Source organism: Micromonospora sp. WMMA1996 (genome assembly GCF_002573675.1).
GTDB classification, from domain to species: domain Bacteria; phylum Actinomycetota; class Actinomycetes; order Mycobacteriales; family Micromonosporaceae; genus Micromonospora; species Micromonospora sediminicola.
In genome coordinates this window covers 2,499,682-2,517,613 of sequence record NZ_PDHU01000001.1, presented here as the reverse complement: position 1 = coordinate 2,517,613, position 17,932 = coordinate 2,499,682, and the positions used below count along the sequence as shown (strand labels likewise).

The 17,932-nt window shown below is 74.5% G+C and carries 4 protein-coding genes; 2 read left to right on the top strand and 2 right to left on the bottom strand.

Annotated elements, in window-relative coordinates; translation table 11 throughout:
- Positions 1-22: 22 nt before the first annotated feature.
- Together COO58_RS30730 and COO58_RS11720 are read right to left on the bottom strand one after the other, a co-directional pair.
- Positions 23-883: a pentapeptide repeat-containing protein gene (locus COO58_RS30730; protein WP_255292594.1), complete on the bottom strand. Its 861-nt coding sequence runs from the start codon at positions 881-883 to the stop codon at positions 23-25.
- Positions 880-1,344 carry a hypothetical protein gene (locus COO58_RS11720; protein ID WP_141561878.1) on the bottom strand — a complete coding sequence of 155 codons (465 nt, stop codon included), beginning with the start codon at positions 1,342-1,344 and terminating at the stop codon, positions 880-882. Before COO58_RS11720 ends, COO58_RS30730 begins: the two co-directional genes overlap by 4 nt.
- 215 nt (positions 1,345-1,559) lie before the next feature.
- Between COO58_RS11720 and COO58_RS11715 the strand changes: the two genes are divergently transcribed.
- A complete protein-coding gene (locus COO58_RS11715) occupies positions 1,560-7,286 on the top strand; it encodes a tetratricopeptide repeat protein (protein WP_098744970.1) in 5,727 nt (1,908 codons plus the stop codon).
- Positions 7,287-7,692: 406 nt separating this feature from the next.
- The gene (locus COO58_RS11710; RefSeq protein WP_098746268.1) at positions 7,693-17,895 is read left to right on the top strand and encodes a type I polyketide synthase; all 10,203 of its coding nucleotides are present in this window, start codon (positions 7,693-7,695) and stop codon (positions 17,893-17,895) included.
- Positions 17,896-17,932: the final 37 nt, after the last annotated feature.

The window sequence follows — 17,932 nt, the reverse complement described above, 5'->3', positions numbered from 1 at the left end:
CTCTGTGGGCGCCCCTGCCGACTCAGCGCCGGAGATGTCCCCGACAGGTGCCGCCGCCGGCGTCGCTCGATGTGCCGTCCGGACAGGTCGTGCCCGACCAGGTCACCCCGACCACCGAGGCCCCGGTCAGGTCGGCCCCGGTCAGGTCCGCCCCGGTCAGGTCGGCGCCGTCGAGTCTCGCCCCGGTCAGGTCGGCGTCGCGGAGCTGAGCCCCGACCAGCTTGGCGTCGCGCAGATCGGCGCCGGTGGGCGGAGTCGGCGGGTTCGCCGCCCAGGCGAACGCGACGATTCCCGCACCGGCCACGACCGTCGCCAGGATCAGCCGGCGCAGTGCGTGCGCGAAGGTGGCCTTCAACGCCTCGTGGTTGGCCATCTCCTCGATCGCGGCGATGCGCAGGTCGTACGACGCGATGCCGGCACGGACCTCGGCCCGCGCCTCCGGGCTCCGCTCGGGGTCCGCCAGCTGGGTCGTCAGTCGCTCGCGCCGGTCGATGAGCTCCGCCGGATCCTTGGCGCCCTGCAGGTACTTCGTGCGCCGTCGGAAGAACGCCACCACCGGGCGCAGGTCGGCGGTGGGCACCTCCCAGTTCTCGGCGAGGTCGGAGATGAAGACCTGTACCGGCAGCAGCACGCGCACCGCGGAGGCGATCGCGACGACGACCCCGGCCAGGCCCAGCAGGACGCCGGCGGCGGCCACCCACAACCGGGCGGTCGCGGCCGAGGTGGGCCATCCGGCGGCCAGCCGGCCGATGTCGGACAGTTGGCTGCCGGCGACGAGCGCGGCGCCCACCGCCGCCGCGCTGCCGATGAACCACTTCGCGGTGTCCCGGATCCGTTGGTTGGCGACCGCCAGCGGTGACGGCGTCGGCTCGGGGGAGGTCATTGCGGGGTCCCGGTCACACCCGGGCTGGCGATCACGATGGGGGGCAGGTCATCGTCGCCGATCCCCGGAACCACCGGGATCCGGTGGACGAAACCCGCGCCGACGTCACCGCCCTCCGGTGCCCGTCGCGTCAACGGCAGGCCGCGCACGAGCTCGGCGACGGCCGGCCGGTAGTGCGCCAGGACGGCGGCGACCTCGCCCAACGACAGCGGCGCGTCGGCGTCGACGGTGGGGCCCTTGACGATCGTCTCGGCCGGGTAGTCGAGCACGAGGCCGTCCGCGTCGAGTCGTGCGCCGAACAACGGCACCACCCAGGGCGCCGCCCTCTCCAATGGCAGGGCGACCAGCAGCGGCTGTCTCTGTCCCTCGGGGACGTAGACGGCACCGGTCCTGCCGAGCTGTTGTCCGTCCGACGATCTGGCCGGCAGGGCCAGCAAGCGGCGGGTGTGGGGAACGTGCATGGCCCTCCTTGCGGCGTGGGATGTCCTGACAGCCTATGTACACCAGAAGTGGCGTCCCGTGGCCGGCCAGTTCGGACAGTGACGTGGGGACCTTGGACCTTGACACCTCGACCGATCGGTGCGTTTACGGGCGTACGGCGCGGCGGTGCGGCCGGGGCCACAATAGAGTGACGTCATTCCTTCCGTGACTCGGCTCGGATGGGCGGTGACACGCAGTGACGACAAAGCTGGCAACCCATGTCAGAGCGGCCACTGTCCCGCTGACCGACGCGGCGGGGCTCCTCCTCGGCACCGCCTTCTTCGTGGCGCCCGGCGTCGCGGTCACCGCCGCTCACGTGGTGCACGACGCACCGGACGACCTGGTGTTCGCGCCCGACCGGCAGGGCGTGCAGCGCGCGCTCAAGGTCTGGAACAAGCATCCGCAGACCATCGCGCCGGGCCTGGACCCGCTCATGTACCCCCTGCCCGACCTGGCGATAGTCGCGGCCCAACCGGGGATGTTCGACGACATGCCGTGCGTGCTGCTCGGCCCGCCGGGAACGGCCAGGGAGCTGACGGCGATCGGGCACAGCAGGCGTTCCATCGACCTACCGGGATCCTTCGGGCCGGACGTGGCGACCTTCACCTTCGAGGCGATCCTCGAGGAACAGGGAATCGACCTGCTGAAGGTCAAGCTGGGGGCGGTCGATCCCGGGATGAGCGGCGCGCCGGTCCTCGACCACGACGCCGGCCGCGTGGTCGGTGTGGTCAAGGCGACCAGGGGCGCCGGAAGGCCCCACGGCGCCTACGTGGTCGCCGCGGCGACGCTCCAGCGCCTCGAGCACGAGGTGTGGGCGCTCAACGAACTCCACCACCGGAAGAACCCGGCGTGGCGTTCGGCGGTCGCGGGTGACTTCGACGGCCCGGATCCGGTCGCGGCCACCCGTGAGATCCTCCACGCGGTCATCCACGAGGTGGAATCCGAGCGGGACACGATGCCGGAGGGCATCGACGCCGAGGCGCTGCACCAGACCATCTGGTTGCGTCGTCGCAGCCCCGGCCCGAACCGGGTGTCCGGCGAGAGCGTTCCGATCCGTCAGCGCTGGCGAACCGACCGCGCGATGCCCAGTCTGACCGTCGTCAGCGGCGACCCGGGTTTCGGCAAGTCCTGGTTGATCAAGCGCCAGGTGAGGTACGCCGCGCACCAGGCGGTGGCGCAGCTCGACGCCGGTGGGTCGCTCGACGACTGCATCATTCCCGTACGCCTGACCTGCACGACGCTCGCGGCCGAGAACGATCACGGCACCGGGCTGCGCGGGCTCGCGCGTACGTTGGTCGCCGCCACGCTGTCACCCGCGCAGGCCGAGGACGGCGACGTCCGGGGGTACGTGGCCGTGGCCGAGCGCGCCCTCACCGACGGGCGGGTGTTCCTGTGCGTCGACGGGCTCGACGAGATGCCGACCGGCCTGGCCGGCCGGCTCAAGCAGGTCCTGGTGACGCTGCTCGCGGTGAACAACACCCTGCTGGTGACGTCCCGCCCCGCCGCCCTGGCGATCATCGACGAGATCGCCGTCGGGAACCGGGAGGACTTCCAACTGGTCGGCTTCTCCTCCCGGGAAGTGGTCAACTTCGTCAACACCTGGCTGCACGACCGGTCCGACACCGCCGAGTCCCTGCTGGCTGCCATCGGCAACCGTCCGGAACTGGCCCAACTGGCTGAGGTTCCCCTGCTGCTGTCGTTCCTGTGCCGGCTGGCCGAACCGGCACAGCACCAGGACTACCGCCGTTCGACGCTGCCGCAGCTCTATCACGACGTGGCGTTGCACCTGCTCTCCGGCCAGTGGCACCGCATCCCGGCCGATCGGGAGGCGATGCCGGACGCGATCCTCCGCATGCGGGTGCTCGCCGAGGTGCTCGGTGAACTCCAGGACTCCTGGCGGTGCGGCGTCGAGGACATCCCGAAGGCGGAGCTGCGCGCGGCGATCAGCCGGCACCCCGACTACGACGTGGTCGCCGCCACGGCCAAGATCCGCATGACGACCCGGGTGCAGACGGCCCGCAACCCGATCGCCGACGTCGCCGAGCCGGTCGTCTGGGAGCTGCTCTACGACGGCATCCTGATGGAGGCCGGTGACGTCTCGATGCGGCCGACCGTTCGCTTCATCCACCCGATCCTGCGCGAGACCCTGCTGGCCGCCTACTTCGCCGGGCTGACCCTCGACGAGCAACGCCAGTGCATCGACAGGCACCGGTGGATGGACACCAGCTGGACGCGGGTCTTCGTGACGGCTGCCAGTCGGGTGTCGGACCCGGCAGCCCTGGTGGCCCACATCCTCTCCGAGGAGGGCGATCCCTGGGTGACCCAGCGCACCCTTGCGGCGCAGATCATCGCCGAGGTGCCGGACTATCGGGACGAGGCGTCGGCGGAGGCGGTACGGGACGCCATCCTGGCCGCCGCCCAGTCGCCGCTGGTCTTCGAACGCCGCCGGGCTCTCGACGCGCTGAGCGTCCTGCTGCGATCGCCGCTGCGCCCACTGCGCGACTGGGCCGCCGAGAGGGCGGCGGCGCTGGAGGGGGCGTCCGACGACGAGGCCGGCGCGGATGTCGAGACCGAGATCGCCTACGTCGCCATGTCCAGCCTTCTCGACGCGCGGGACGAGGCGGCGGCTCGGCGGGCACGGGCGCTCGTCACCGCCGAGGACTGCCCGCACAAACTACGGCTGCGGCTCATCGCCGGCCTGGTCTCCCTGGACACCCGCGACGACGCCGACCTGGTCCGCCAGCGGCTCGACCACCAGTCGGCCGCGCGGGAGGAACTGACCGCCTTCCTCGCCGCTCTCCGCCCGCACTCCCGCCCAGCGGTCACCGCGGCCATCAGACTGCTGCGCAACCGACGCATGCACGTGGGCGTGCGACTGGAGATCGGGCGAGTGCTGCTCGAGTGCGGCGCGACCGGGGTCGAAGCGGTCCGCGACACCGCCGGCGACCGCAGCATGGAGTGGGGGCTGCGCTGCCGGCTCTACGCCGATCTGATCCGCGCGGCTGTTCCCGACGTCGTCGGGCCCAGCCTGCGACTCCTCGCCGCTTCGCAGCCGCGGTACGACGACCGTGCCGAGCTGACCCTGGCGCTCATCGAGGACGGTGTCACCGACGCGGTCTCCCACGCGGCGTACGCGTTGGCGAACCGGCACGTCAGCTGGACCGTGCGGCAGTCGCTGGCCCGCGCGCTGGCGCGTCAGGGTGACGCGGGGCGCGACCTGCTCGCGGCGCAGCTGGACCACGGGGGCGTGGCGCTGGAGCTGAAGCTTCGCCACGTCTGCGCCCTGACGGAGGTCCAGGACCAGCGTGGACTCACCGCCGCCCTGACCTGGCACAGCGACGTCGGGGTGCCGGCCTGGATCCGGCTCCGGGTGGCCGAGAGTCTGATGCGCAGCAACCCGTCGCTCGCCGACGAAGAGGCGCTGATCCACCTGGCCACCTTCGACGAGCTGAGTCAGCCGCCGCGGCTGGAGTTGATCACGGAGATGGCTCGGCACGGCCTGCAGTCGGCCGAGACGGCGCTCAGGAGCGTGCTCCGGGAACGCAGTGACGGGGCGGAGTCCTGGCCGGACGCGTCGAAGCGGCTCGCCGAGGCCGGCCGCCTGGGCCTGCGCTGCCTGGAAGCCGTTGCCCGGGACCCCGACCTCCAGTGGAGTGTGCGGTGCGACGCGGTGCTGGCCGTCAAGAAGACATCCGGGGCGCCTCTCACCCGGGGCGTGCTCGCCGACACCGTCACCGCGATGCCGCCGACCTGGTACAGCAGGTTGGTGCTCGGGCTCGCCCGCAACGGGCTGGCGCCCGATCTCTCCGAGTTCGTGTCGATAGCGAGAGCCCAACGATCCGGCTACCGCATCATCTTCGAGTTCCTCCGACGCGCCGCCGTGGACCTCCGCGCGGTGCGGGATCTGGTGGCCACCGCGACGGAGCTCCAGCACGGCCAGACGTTGGAGGAGCCGACCGGCGAACGGATCTCCCTCGGGCCCGACCTGCTGACCGAGGTGGGGATCGAGTACCGGTCCGAGGCGGAGGCGCGCCAGATCCTGGACTGGATCAGCAGCCGCCTCGAGGAACGGGTCGGAATGAAGACGGCGAAGCTCATGCTCGCCGAGCAGATCGACGAGTTCGGCGTGTTCATCGGCAGGAACGACCAGGCGGGGGCGCTCAGTTTCCTCGAGCACGAGTTCCCCGAATATCGGCAGATCGTCGACGAGACGTACGCGGAGATCAAGGAGCAGTTGCGCAGCGGCGCGATCCGGCCGCCGCGGCCGGATACCGACCCGGGCCCGGGCTCTGCCATCCTGACCAACATCTCCCTCGTGGCGGCCGTGCTCTCCGAGTGGGTCACCTCCGCCGACGCTCGCAGGTGGGACCGCTGGGACGATCTCACGGTCCGCAACGCCGAGCTGATCGGATCCGCGCTGGCCCGGCAGATTCTGCGCCTCAGCGCGTCCTTCGACGCGGGGTGGGGGCGATACGAGGCTGCGGAGTTCGTGGCCACACTCCTCGCCAGGGGTGACGCCTCGATGGTGTTCGAACACTCCAACCTCATCGACTGGCTGAAGGGTCGGCTGGAGGAGGGCGGCTACGCGGACGTGCTCTACGGCGGCGCGTTCGCGGTCCTCCGGTTCGAGGAGTACGCCGACAGCTGGCTCTACGCGGCGGTGGGCGCCGAGCAGTGCGGCGAGCACGACCTGGCGCTCAGCCTGGTGCGATGGGCCGGCCAGTACGGCCCGCCGGCGGAGAAGCAGAACGGCACCGCGACCCTCGAACAGCTCCAGCTCAGCCTGGGTTGGAGCGACACGGTGGCCGCGGAACTGGTCAAGGCGTACCACCAGGGCGTGGAGACGACCCCGCTGAGCGCCTACGAACGGGCGGTGGCGCGGGAACCGACGTCGTCCGTCAACCACTTCAACCTCGGTATCGCCCTGCAGCGCGCCGGGCGGCACGCCGAGGCCGTCGACGCCTACCGGCGGGCGGTCGAGCTCCTGCCGGACGCCCGGCGGCACCGGGCGCTGGCCCACGCCCTGTCGGAGACCGGCGCCCACGACCAGGCGCTGGTCGAGGTGGACATGGCACTCGAACTCGACCGGTCCGACCATCTGGCGCACGGGATCCGGGGCGGCATCCTCATGGGCCTCGACCGCCTCACCGAGGCGGTCGAGGCGTACGGCGAGGCGAGCCGCCTGGCCCCGGCGAACCCGTACCACCTGGCGAACCTCGGCTACGCGTTGCGAGCCGTCGACCGCAACGACGAGGCGATGGAGTTGCTGCGCCGGGCCGTCGCGCTGCAGCCGAAGGCGGCGCAGGTGCGCCGATTCCTGGCCTACGCCCAACTGGACGCGGGTCACCCCGAGGACGCGCTCGTCACGATCACCGAGGCGCTCGCCATCGACCCGGCCGACGCGATCACGCACGACGCGCACGGCGTCGTGCTCAACAGCCTGGGCCGCTACGCCGAGGCCGCGGAGACGCTGGCCGAGGCGGTCCGGCTGAACCCGGCGATGAGCGGCAGCCGGGCCAACCACGCCGAGGCGCTGATCCTCCTCGGTCGGCTGGCCGAGGCGGAACAGGAGCTGCGGGAGGCTGTCCGGCTCGGCCCGAACAACGACATCGAGGCGGCGGTGATGCTCGCGATCGCGGTGCACCCGCGCGACCCGGGCGAGGCCCGTGATCTCGTGCGGCGGGGGCTCACGTACCGGGAGCAGCCCAACATCTCACCGTTCCGGCACGGCGAACTGCGATCCGTCGCGCGTCTGTTGATCGGGGACACCGACGGCGCGGTGGCCGAGATTCGCCGGGTCGCGAACCGACGACGCCCGGGCGACAGCCGGCAGGAGCCGCTGTACGACCTCCTGCGATCGCTGCTGGGCACGGAGCCGGTGGATGCCGTGATCGACGAATGGCCGTCGTCGGATCAGGCCTGAGCGCCGGGAAGAACCGGCCCGGTCAGGTGCGTGACGTCCGCCGGGACGACGGCGGACCATTCGCATTCATCCACCGCGAGCCCGGCCTTCACCGGCGCGATTCCTGAACGATTCCGTCGCCATTGTGGAGTTGCGTCGACGGACCGGTCGCGGCGGCTTTCTGGACGCTGCCGCCACCGGTCCCACCGGGCCGCCGACCCGGGCGCACCCGCCCAGCCTGGGCACCTCGCGACGACGTCCCTGCTAGGGGCGGCCCTAGGGGCGTCGTAGGGGTTGTGACCCGCCTCCGCGGACACTTACCTTCCTCACCGTAAGTGAGACCTGGTGGGGCGCGGGACAGTGCAATTCATGGTCACGCCGAACGGTATTGGGTCGCCTGTTTCTCCGGCCCGAAAAGGTGGCGCTGATGGCGACTGAGGACACCCTCCGGGAATACCTGAAATGGATGACCGCCGACCTCCACCAGACCCGGCGCAAGCTCGGCGAGTTGGAGGCCGCGCAACGGGAGCCGATCGCCGTCGTCGGCATCGGCTGCCGGTTCCCCGGCGGGGTGCGGTCACCGGAGGACCTGTGGCGGCTGGTCGACTCCGGCGCCGACGCCGTCTCGGCCTTTCCCGCCGACCGGGGCTGGGACCTGGACCGGCTGATCCACCCCGACCCCGACCATCCCGGCACCTCGTACGTCGGCGAGGGCGGCTTCCTCGACTCGGCCACCGAGTTCGACAGCGGTTTCTTCGGCATCTCGCCCCGTGAGGCGCTCGGCATGGACCCGCAGCAGCGGTTGCTGCTGGAGACGTCCTGGGAGGCGTTCGAGCACGCCGGCATCGACCCGACGGCGCTGCGCGGGCACCAGGTCGGCGTGTTCGCCAGCACCACCGGCCAGGACTACGCGGCGCTGCTCCAGACGCCCCCGCCCGGCGTCGAGGGGTACGTGCTGACCGGCACCGCCGCCAGCGTCGTCTCCGGGCGGATCTCCTACGTGCTGGGCATCGAGGGACCCGCCGTCTCGGTCGACACCGCCTGCTCGTCGTCGCTGGTCGCGCTGCACCTCGCCGGCCAGGCGCTGCGGCAGGGGGAGTGCACGCTCGCGCTGGCCGGCGGCGCCACCATCATGTCCACCCCGGCCGCGTTCGTCGGGTTCAGCCGCCAGCGCGGGCTCGCCGCCGACGGGCGGGTCAAGGCGTTCGCCGCCGCCGCCGACGGCACCGCCTGGGGCGAGGGCGTGGGCGTGCTGCTGCTGGCCCGGCTCTCCGACGCCCAGCGCCACGGCTACCCGGTGCTCGCGGTGATCCGGGGCAGCGCGGTCAACCAGGACGGCGCGTCCAACGGGCTCACCGCCCCCAACGGCCCCTCCCAGCAGCGGGTGGTGCTCCAGGCGCTGGCCAGCGCCCGGCTCGCCCCGGAGCAGGTCGACGCGGTGGAGGCGCACGGCACCGGCACCAGTCTCGGCGACCCGATCGAGGCGACCGCGCTGCTCGCCACGTACGGGCAGGGGCGGCCCGCGGACCGGCCGCTGCGGCTCGGGTCGGTGAAGTCGAACATCGGCCACACCCAGGCCGCCGCCGGTGTCGCCGGCGTGATCAAGATGGTGATGGCGCTGCGTCACGGCCGGCTCCCGGCCACACTGCACGTCGACGCGCCCACCCCGCACGTCGACTGGACCGCGGGCGCGGTGTCCGTGCTGACCGAGGCGCTGCCCTGGCCGCCGGGCGAGCAGCCCCGCCGCGCCGGGGTGTCCTCGTTCGGCATGAGCGGCACCAACGCCCACGTCATCGTCGAGGAGGCCCCGCCCCCGTCGTCCGCCCCGGACGCGGCGGTCGCCGGGGACGGGCCGTCCTCGACCGCCGTCGCGCCGACCGGTCCGGCGCCGGTGACGGCCGCCGGCCTGGTGCCGGTGCTGGTCTCCGCGCGCGACGCCGCCGGCCTGGCCGCCCAGGGCGCCCGCTGGGCCGACTGGCTCGACGCCGACGCCGACGCCGACGCCGACGCCGGACCGGACGTGCCGCTGACCGACATCGGCTGGTCGTCGGTCACCACCCGGGGCGCGCTGGACCACCGGGCCGTGATCCTCGCCCCGGACCGCGCCGCGCTCCGCGACCACCTGCGTACCCTCGCCGCCGGCGGGACCGCCCCCGGCCTGGTCGCCGGCGGCGGCCCGCGCGGCGGGCAGCTGGCGTTCCTGTTCAGCGGCCAGGGCGCGCAGCGGCCCGGGATGGGCCGCGAACTGGCCGCCGCGTTCCCGGCCTACGCCGACGCGCTCGCCGAGGTGTGCGCCGAACTCGACCGGCACCTGCCCCGCCCGCTCGGGCCGATCCTCGCCGCCGAACCCGGCACCGAGGACGCGGCGCTGCTCGACCTGACCCGGTGGACCCAACCCGCGCTGTTCGCCGTCGAGGTGGCCCTGGTCCGGCTGCTCGCGTCCTGGGGCGTCCGCCCGCAGCTGCTGGCCGGGCACTCGATCGGCGAGGTGGTCGCCGCGCACGTGGCCGGCGTGTTGTCGCTCGCCGACGCCGCCACGCTGGTCGTCGCGCGCGGACGGCTCATGCACGAGCTGCCGGCCGGCGGCGCCATGCTCGCCGTCACCGCGCCGCCCGCCGACGTCGACGCGCTGCTCACCGACGTCGCCGCGCCGATCGGCGTCGCCGCCGTCAACGGGCCCGCCGCCGTCGTGGTCTCCGGCGCCGAGGCGGCCGTCGCGGAGGTCGAGCGCCGCTGCGCGGAGCAGGGGGTACGCACGAAGCGACTCGCCGTGAGCCACGCGTTCCACAGCCCGCTGATGGAGCCGATGCTCGCCGAGTTCGCCGCCGTGGTGCAGCGGCTGGAGCTGCGCACGCCGACCCTGCCGATCGTGTCGAATCTGACCGGCGAGCCGGTCGACCCGGACCAGATCCGTACCGCCGAGCACTGGGTGCGGCACGTCCGGGAGGCGGTCCGCTTCGCCGACGGCGTGACCCGGCTGCGCGCGCTCGGCGCCGGCACGTTCCTGGAGGTCGGGCCGAGCGGCGTGCTCACCGCGCTGACCCGGGACGTGGCCGGCCCGGACGTCAGCGCGGTGGCGCTGCTGCGCCGGGACCGGCCGGAACCCGCCGCGCTGCTCACCGCGCTGGCCGAGCTGCACGTCGACGGCGTCGCCGTCGACTGGCGGGAGCTGTTCGCCGGCGCCGACCCGCGCCGGGTCCGGCTGCCCGGGTACGCGTTCCACCGGCAGCGGTTCTGGCCGGAGCCGCCGCCTTCCGCCCCCGTCGGTGAGCAGACCGGCGCGGACGCCGAGTTCTGGGCCGCGGTGGAGCGGACCGACGTCGACGCCCTGCGTGACCAGCTCGGCGCGGTGGACACGCTGCTGCCGGCGCTGCCGGTGCTCTCCGCCTGGCGACGCGGCCGGCACGACCGGTCCGTGGTGGACGGCTGGACGTACCAGGTGCGGTGGCAACCGGTCGCCGTCCCGGAGGGTGACCGGCCGGCGGGCCGCTGGCTGGTGCTGCTGCCCACCGACCCCGATGAGCGCGGCTGGGCGGACGACCTGCCCGGACTCGTCGACGACGCGGCGGTGCTGCGCCTCGGCGCCGACGACCTGGACCGGGCGGCGCTCGCCGACCGGCTGCGGGAGGCGATCGGCGACGCGCCGGTCGCCGGCGTGCTGCACCTGGTCGCCGGGCAGGACCGGCTGCTGCCGGCCCACCCCGGCGTCAGCGTCGCCGCCGCCACCACGCTGGTGCTGCTCCAGGCCCTCACCGACCTCGACCTCGACGCGCCCGTGTGGTGCCTGACCAGCGGCGCGGTCAAGGCCGGTCCGGCCGACCGGCTCACCCACCCGGTGCAGAACCTGGTCTGGGGCCTCGGCCGCGCCGCCGCCGTGGAACAGCCGCACCGGTGGGGCGGCCTGGTCGACCTGCCGGAGACACCCGACGACGCCGGCCGGCGCCGCCTCGCCGCGATCCTCACCGGCGGCAGCGGCGAGGACCAGGTGGCCGTCCGCGCCGGCGGTGTCTTCGGCCGCCGGCTCGGCCCGGCCGCCGCACCCGAGCAGCCCGCCGACGACCGGTGGGCCGACGCCACCGTGCTGGTCACCGGCGGCACCGGCGCGCTCGGCGGCCACGTCACCCGCTGGCTGCTCGACCGGGGCGCCCGCCGGGTCGTGCTCGCCGGCCGGCGCGGCGCCGACACCCCCGGCCTGGCCCCGCTGCTCGACGAGCACGGCGCCGACGGGCGGGTCACCGCCGCCGCCTGCGACATGACCGACCGTACGGCCGTCGCCGCGCTGCTGGACTCGCTGCCCGACCTGACCGCCGTGGTGCACGCGGCCGGCACCGACCAGCTCACCCCGCTGACCGGCACCACCCTCGACGAGTTCGCCCACGTGGTCGCCGGCAAGGTGCTCGGCGCGCTGCACCTCGACGAGTGCCTCGCCGACCGGCCGTTGACCGCGTTCCTGCTCTTCTCCTCCGTCTCCGGCACCTGGGGCAGCGCCGGACAGTGCGCGTACGGCGCCGGTAACTCGCTGCTCGACGCGCTCGCGGTGCACCGCCGCGACCGGGGGCTGGCCGCCACCGCCGTCGCCTGGACCGCCTGGGGTGGCGCCGACGGCATGGCCGCGAAGAACGCCGCCACCGAACAGCTGCACCGGATGGGACTGCCCACCATCGACCCCCGGCGGGCCCTGCTCGCGCTGGACCGGGCGATGGACCGACCCACCCCCGGCGTCACCGTCGCCGACGTCGACTGGAGTCGCTTCCACCCGGCGTTCACGCTCACCCGGCCCAGCCCGCTGCTGTCCGACCTGCCGCAGGTGCGGGCGCTCGCCGAGGACGAGGCGGCCCGGGACGCCGCCGCGCCGGCCGGCGTCGCCGAGCCGCTACGCCACCTGGCCGACCGGCCCGAGGCGGAGCAGGAACGGGAACTGCTGCGCATCGTCGACGAGCAGACCGCCCGCGTCCTCGGCCACGCCACCGCCGACGACCTGCGCGGCCGACCGTTCAAGGACCTCGGCTTCGACTCGCTCACCGCGGTGGACCTGCGCACCCGACTGAACGAGGCCACCGGGCTGCGGCTGCCGTCCACCCTCGTCTTCGACCACCCCACCCCGGCCGAACTGGCCCGACACCTGCGGGAGACCGCCTTCGGCGCCGCGCCCGCCGCGTCCGCCGGTCCGACCCGCGCCGCCGACACCGACGAGCCGATCGCGGTGGTCGGGATGGCCTGCCGCTACCCGGGCGGGGTCAGCGGCCCGGCGGAGCTGTGGCGTCTGGTCGCCGACGGCGTCGACGCGATCGGCGGTTTCCCCACCGACCGGGGCTGGGCCGTGCCCGCGCCGGACAGCGGCTACACCCCGGCCGGCGGCTTCCTGCCCGAGGCCACCGGCTTCGACCCCGCGTTCTTCGGTATCTCGCCCCGCGAGGCCCTCGCGATGGACCCGCAGCAGCGGCTGACCCTCGAAGCCGCCTGGGAGGTGCTGGAACGGGCCGGCGTCGACCCGACCGGCATGGCCGGCAGCCGCACCGGCGTGTTCGTCGGCGCCTCCACCTCCGGGTACGGGACCGGGCTGACCGAGGTGCCGGAGGGCACCGAGGGCTACCTGATGACCGGCGGGGCGCACAGCGTCATCTCCGGCCGGGTCGCGTACACGCTCGGGCTGGAAGGCCCGGCGGTCACCGTCGACACGGCCTGCTCGTCGTCGCTGGTCGCGCTGCACCTGGCCGGCGAGTCGCTGCGCCGCGGCGAGTGCGACCTGGCCCTCGCCGGCGGCGTCGCCGTGATGGCCACCCCGGACACGTTCGCCGAGTTCTCCCGGCAGGGCGGCCTCGCCGCCGACGGTCGGTGCAAGTCGTTCGCCGCCGCCGCCGACGGCACCGGCTGGTCCGAGGGCGTCGGCATGCTGCTGGTGGAGCGGCTCTCGGACGCGCGGCGGCACGGCCACCGGGTACTGGCGCTGGTGCGCGGCTCGGCGGTCAACTCCGACGGCGCGTCCAACGGCCTGACCGCGCCGAACGGGCCGTCGCAGCAGCGGGTGATCCGGGCGGCGTTGGCGGACGCGGGGCTGTCCACCTCGGACGTGGACGTGGTGGAGGCGCACGGCACCGGCACCACCTTGGGTGACCCGATCGAGGCGCAGGCGGTCCTCGCCACGTACGGGCAGGACCGGGACAGGCCGCTGCTGCTCGGCTCGATCAAGTCGAACATGGGCCACGCGCAGGCCGCCGCCGGCGTCGCCGGCGTGATCAAGATGATCGAGGCGATGCGCCACGCGACCGTGCCGGCCACCCTGCACGTGGACGCGCCGTCGCCGCACATCGACTGGTCGGCGGGGTCGGTGGAGTTGGTGACCGAGGCCCGGCCGTGGCCGGTGGTGCAGCGGCCGCGTCGGGCGGCGGTGTCGTCGTTCGGCATCTCCGGCACCAACGCCCACGTCATCGTCGAGCAGCCGGCCGAGCCGGAGGACGCCGCGCCCGCGCCGACGGAAGGGCTGGTGCGGACCGACGCGGCGCTCTGGCCGCTGTCCGCCCGCTCCGCCACCGCGCTCGCGCAGCAGGCGCAGCGGCTCGCCCGGCACGTCCGCGAACACCCCGACCACGACCCGGTCGCCGTGGCCTGGTCACTCGCCACCACCCGCGCCGCGCTCGACCAGCGCGCCGCCGTCGTCGGCACGGACCGCGACGACCTGCTGGCCGGCGTGGACGCCCTCGCGTCCGGCCTGCCGTCCTCCGCCCTGGTCACCGGTACGGCGGGCGTCCACGGGTCGGGTCCGGTGTTCGTGTTTCCGGGTCAGGGTGGTCAGTCGGTGCGGATGGCGGCGGGTCTGGTGGGCCGGTGCGGGCCGTTCGACGCGCGTCTTGCCGAGTGTCAGCGGGCGTTCGCGCCGTATCTGGACGTGGACCTGGTGTCGGTGTTGACCGGCGACGACGATGCCTGGCTGGGCCGGGTGGAGATCCTGCAGCCGGTGTTGTTCGCGGTGGGTGTGTGTCTGGCGCAGGTGTGGCGGGCCGCCGGTGTGGAACCGGCGGTGGTGGTCGGGCATTCGCAGGGGGAGATGGCCGCCGCCTGCGTGGCCGGGGTGCTGTCGCTCGATGACGCGGCGCGGGCGGTGATCCTGCGGGCGCGCGCGTTGTCCACCCTGGCCGGTTCGGGCGGGATGCTCGCGGTGGACCTGCCCGGGGCGGAGGTGGCCGCGCGGATCGAGGGGCTGGCGGGCACGGTGGTGGCGGTGGTGAACGGGCCTGCGCATGTGGTGGTGTCCGGTCCGCCGGACACCCTGGCTGATCTGCGGGAGTCGTGGGTGGCCGAGGGGGTGCGGGCGCGGCCGGTGCCGTTCGACTACGCCTCGCACAACCCGGCCGTGGAGCAGATCCGCGACCGGATGCTCACCGACCTGGCGGGCTTGTCGCCGCAGCCAGGGCACATTCGGATGGTGTCGACGGTGACCGGCGACTGGGCCGAACCGCAGGGCATGGACGGCGGCTACTGGTACACCAACCTGCGTCAACCCGTCCGCTTCGAGCAGGCGGTGCGCACCGCGATAGCGGCGGGGCACACCACGTTCGTGGAGGTGTCCGCGCATCCGGTGCTCACGCTGCCGGTGACGGCGATCCTCGACGACACCGACACCACCGGCCACACCCTGTCCACGCTGCGGCGCGGTGACGACGATCCGACGCGGCTGCTGACCAGCCTCGCCACCGCCCACACCATCGGCCTGCCCGTCGACCTGACCGCCGTGCTCGCCCCGGCCGCCGTGATCGACCTGCCCACCTACCCGTTCGGGCGGGACCGGTACTGGCTGTCGCGCGGCGGCACCGGACCGGCCGGCCTACCCGCCGCCGGACTCGACGCCGTCGACCACCCGCTGCTGCACGCCGCCGCCGACCTGCCCGGCGACGACGGCCTGCTGGTCACCGGGCGGATCTCCCTGACCACCCACCCCTGGCTCGCCGACCACGCCGTGCTCGGCACCGTCCTGCTCCCCGGCACCGCCCTGGTCGAGATGGCGTCCTGGAGCGGACGCGCCCTGGACACCGCCCACGTCACCGAACTGGTCCTGGAAGCACCGGTGGTCGTCCCGCCGACCGGCGGCGTCGACCTGCGGATCCGCGTCGGCGCCGCCGACGACGACGGATGCCGGCCGGTCTCCGTCCACTCCCACCTCGACGACGGCGGCGACGCCCCGGGCACCGCCCGGACCTGGCAGCGCCACGCCACCGGCCTGCTCGCCCCCACCCGGCCGGTCACCGGCACCGCCGGCGGCGCCTGGCCAACCGCCGACGCCGAACCGATCCCGCTGGACACCCTCTACCCGCACCTCACCGAGCAGGGCTACCGGTACGGGCCGACGTTCCAGGCGCTGCGCGCCGCCTGGCGCAGCGGCGACGACCTCCTCGCCGAGGTCGCGCTCGACGCCGACGCGCCGGTCGACCCGTTCACCCTGCACCCCGCGCTGCTCGACGCCGCACTGCACACCATCGGCGCCGACGCCCTGCACCGCGCCACCACTGCCGCCGCCGCACCCGCGAACGCGGCCGGGCCCGGACTGCCGTTCTCCTGGACCGGACTGGCGATCCAGCCCACCCGGGCCCGCGAGCTGCGGGTCCGGCTCACCCCCACCGACGGCGCGGTCGCCGTCACCGTCACCGACACCGGTGGCACGCCCGTCGCCTCCCTCGACGCGCTCGTGCTGCGCCCGATCAGCGCCGACCAGCTCGACACCGCCCGCCGGGCCGCCGCCCGGTCGCTGCACCGCCTCGACTGGACCACCCCGGAGCCGGGCACCGCCCGCCCCACCCGGATCGCCGTGCTCGGCGACGCCGACGGATGGCCCGGCGTCGAGGCGTACCGGGATCTGGACGACCTGGTCGCGGCCGTGACCGGCGGCGCGGCCCGGCCCGACGCGGTGGTCGCGATCCGCCCCGGACAGCGCGCCGACGAGCCGGACCCGGCCCGGGCCGCGCACCTGGTCACCCACGAGACGTTGGCGCTGGCGCAGGACTGGCTCACCCGGGAACCGTTCGCCGGCACCCCGCTGGTCGTGGTCACCCGGGGCGCGGTCGCCGTCGACCCGACCGACCGCCCCGCCGACCTGCCGGCCGCCGCCGCGTGGGGCCTGATCCGCTCCGCCCAGTCGGAGAACCCGGGCCGGTTCGTGCTGCTCGACCTCGACGACGACCCCCGCTCCACGGTGGCGCTGCCCGCCGCGCTGGGCACCGGCGAGCCGCAGCTCGCGCTGCGGGCCGGCCAGCTCCGGGCGCCCCGCCTGGTCCGCCTCGGCCCGCCGCCGCAGCGGCCCGAGCCGGACCTGTCCACCGGCACCGTGCTGGTCACCGGCGCCACCGGCGCGCTCGGCCGGCTCGTCGCCCGGCACCTGGTCACCCGGCACGCCGTGCCGCGCCTGCTGCTGGTCAGCCGCAGCGGCCCGGACGCGCCCGGCGCGGCGGACCTCGTCGCCGACCTGACCGCGCTCGGCGCCACCGCGCGGGTCGTCGCCGCCGACGTCACCGACCGGGACGCCCTCGCGGTCCTGCTCGACGAGATCCCCGCCGACCGGCCGCTGGTCGGCGTGGTGCACGCCGCCGGCGTCCTCGACGACGGCGTGCTGCCGGCGCTGACCCCGGCCCGGTTCGACACCGTCCTCGCGCCCAAGGTCGACGCCGCCTGGCACCTGCACGAACTGACCGAGAAGCTCGACCTCGCCGCGTTCGTGCTCTTCTCCTCCTCCGCCGGGCTGTTCGGCGGCCCCGGCCAGGCCAACCACGCCGCCGCGAACGCGTTCCTCGACGCGCTCGCCCACCACCGCCGGGCCCGCGGGCTCCCCGTCACGTCGATGGCGTGGGGGCCGTGGGCCAACCCGGACGAGCCCGGCGGTCCGCAGGGCCACGTCGACGAGCGGCGGATGACCCGCGCCGGCTTCCGCCCGCTCGGCCCGGACGAGGGCATGGCGTTGTTCAGCGCGGGCCTGCGGCACGACGAGCCGGCGATCGCGCCGGTCAACCTGGACCACGCGGTGCTCGGCCGGCTCGGACCGGCGCTACCCCGACTGCTGCACGGCCTGGTCCGCGTCACCGGCGCGGCGCCGGCCGCGACGCCGGGCGCGGACGCGGCGAGCGCGCTGCGCGACACGCTCGCCGCCACCGCCGAGTCCGACCGCGACCGGGTGCTCTCCGACCTGGTCCGCACGCACGCGGCGGCGGTGCTCGGCTATGCCTCGATCCGCGACGTGGACACCGACAAGGGCTTCGTCGAGCTGGGCTTCGACTCGCTGACCGCGGTGGAGTTCCGCAACCGGCTCGCCGCCGCCACCGGGCTGCGCCTGCCGTCCACGCTCATCTACGACCGACCCACCACCGCGGCCATGGTCGCGCACCTGCGCGGCGCGCTGCTCGCCGAGCGGAGCACCTCCGCGCTGTCCGTGCTCGGCGAGCTGAACAAGCTGGAGACCGCGATGCGCGCCATCGCCGCCGACGACACCGACCGCGCCGCCGTCGCCGTCCGGCTGCGCGAACTGCTGTCGCTCTGGACGTACGCCGAGAGCGCCGCCGACGGCACCGGCGCGGACGACGGCAACCTCGGCTCCGCCAGCGCCGAGGAACTGTTCCACCTGCTCGACGACGAACTCGGAACCGCCTGAGATGCCCCGGACCTCTGATCCCGATACGGAGCGGCCC

Coding starts and splice junctions, on each gene's coding strand:
- COO58_RS30730 (WP_255292594.1), bottom strand. CDS start 883: ATGACCTCCCCCGAGCCGACGCCGTCACCGCTGGCGGTCGCCAACCAA.
- COO58_RS11720 (WP_141561878.1), bottom strand. CDS start 1,344: ATGCACGTTCCCCACACCCGCCGCTTGCTGGCCCTGCCGGCCAGATCG.
- COO58_RS11710 (WP_098746268.1), top strand. CDS start 7,693: ATGGCGACTGAGGACACCCTCCGGGAATACCTGAAATGGATGACCGCC.